Origin of the sequence: Methylibium sp. T29 (assembly GCF_000576205.1) — a bacterium.
Taxonomy (GTDB): domain Bacteria; phylum Pseudomonadota; class Gammaproteobacteria; order Burkholderiales; family Burkholderiaceae_C; genus Methylibium; species Methylibium petroleiphilum.
In genome coordinates, this window is record NZ_AZND01000465.1 from 1 (window position 1) to 1,504 (window position 1,504).

Sequence of the window (1,504 nt, forward strand, 5' to 3'; positions counted from 1 at the left end):
GACGGCCGCCTCGAAGCGCGCGGCCGGCCAGGCGTCGGGCTGCCCCGACGCCAGCGTTTCCACGAGATTCATCGGTCCGCGCCCCGCGCCCGCTCGGCCAGTCGACGCATGGCGAGCGGCAGGTGGCCGGCCAGCACGACCGGGTGGTGCTCGTAGTAGCTTCCCCAGTCGTGCGCGGCGTCGCCGAGACGGGCCGGGTCGGCCGGCCCGAGTGCCCTCGGCACCACGCCCATGCGCGTGAACAGGTGGCGCAGTTCTTCGGTCAGGGTGCTGACGACCCATTCGACCTGCAGCCCTGCCAGGTGCTGTGCCAGCCGGAGGATCAGGCGCCTGCCCTCGCCGGCACGGACGGCGGCCAGGTGGCCCACTTCGACGATGCGTTCGCGCGGCGGCTGCACCGCGCCCACGGTCAGGGCATGCTCGATCGGAACGTCCAGGTAATGTTCGAGGAACAGCGGCTGCGTCGCGACCCGGTAGCCGGCGGCGGCCAGCACCGGGGCATCGGGATCGGCGCCGTCGCGCAGGCTCACCAGCACCGGGGCGAACTGGCGCACCCGCGCGCCGTAGCGCTCGCCGTAGACGCGGCGGATGAACTCCTCGACGCGGGCGCGTCCGGGGTCCCCGACGCCATGCCAGGCGAAATGGGGCACCGGGGCGGCGGTCTCGACATCCTGCGAGCGGGGACCGGCGGCGAACTGGGCGATGCGCATGAACACTCCTTTGAGGCCTGGATGCTCGCGGCGCAAACTTAAGCCGGCGTTATGTGGAAGGCAGCCTTACACCTGGTCACCGGCGCTTGCCACATCCGTCACGGCGAACGCCGGCCCGCGGGCGGGCCGATGACCCTGCAATGCCTCCGTGCGGCGCCGGGCTCGCTACACTGCCGCCCGTGCGCCGCCTCCTCGCCATCGTCCTGCTCGCCCTGCTGCCCCTCCAGTTCAGCTGGGCGGCGGTGGCGTCCTATTGCGAGCACGAAGCGAGCGGGAACGCCGGGCACTTGGGCCATCACGAACACCCGCAGCACGGGGCCGCCCCGGTCGACGTCGACAACGATCGCGCGGACGATCCGGCCGCAGGCTCTCCCGATGTCGATTGCGGCCACTGCCATGGCCACTGCACCGGCCTGCCGGCGCTGCGGGAGGGCTTGCCCACCGACCTGTCGACCGTGGCGCCGCGCGCCTCGGCCGACGAAGCGGGCGGCGCCCACGCGCCGGCCCGACCCGAACGCCCTCAGTGGGCGCCCCTTGCCTGATCGGCAAGGCGGGTCTCTCTTCCCTCACCTGAAGCCCGTCGACGCCTGAGCGCGTGCCGCTGTCGCGGCCGCCTCCGGCGTGCGGCGTCCGCCGGGTCGCCGCTTGCCGATCTCCCGTGGTTGATTCCTTCAACACTGGAGCATCGGATGAACCGAAGTTCACGAACGAACACCGCAGGGCGGCGGCGCGCCGCCGCCCTGCCTCTCCGCGCTGCTGGCCACCACGGCGGCACAGGCCGCGCCGCCCGCCGC

2 protein-coding genes are annotated in these 1,504 nt (G+C 73.2%); one reads left to right on the plus strand and one right to left on the minus strand.

Annotated features, from left to right (window positions below; translation table 11 throughout):
• Positions 1–68: 68 nt before the first annotated feature.
• The gene (locus x551_RS22060) at positions 69–710 is read right to left on the minus strand and encodes a thermostable hemolysin (protein ID WP_011830253.1); all 642 of its coding nucleotides are present in this window, start codon (positions 708–710) and stop codon (positions 69–71) included.
• A 179-nt stretch (positions 711–889) separates the two neighbouring features.
• Between x551_RS22060 and x551_RS22065 the strand changes: the two genes are divergently transcribed.
• Complete coding sequence (locus tag x551_RS22065) at positions 890–1,252, plus strand: hypothetical protein (protein WP_036233281.1); 363 nt, start codon at positions 890–892, stop codon at positions 1,250–1,252.
• Positions 1,253–1,504 lie beyond the last annotated feature (252 nt).

Bases quoted from the DNA above. Each gene is read 5' to 3' on its own strand.
- x551_RS22060 (WP_011830253.1), bottom strand. From the start codon at position 710: ATGCGCATCGCCCAGTTCGCCGCCGGTCCCCGCTCGCAGGATGTCGAG.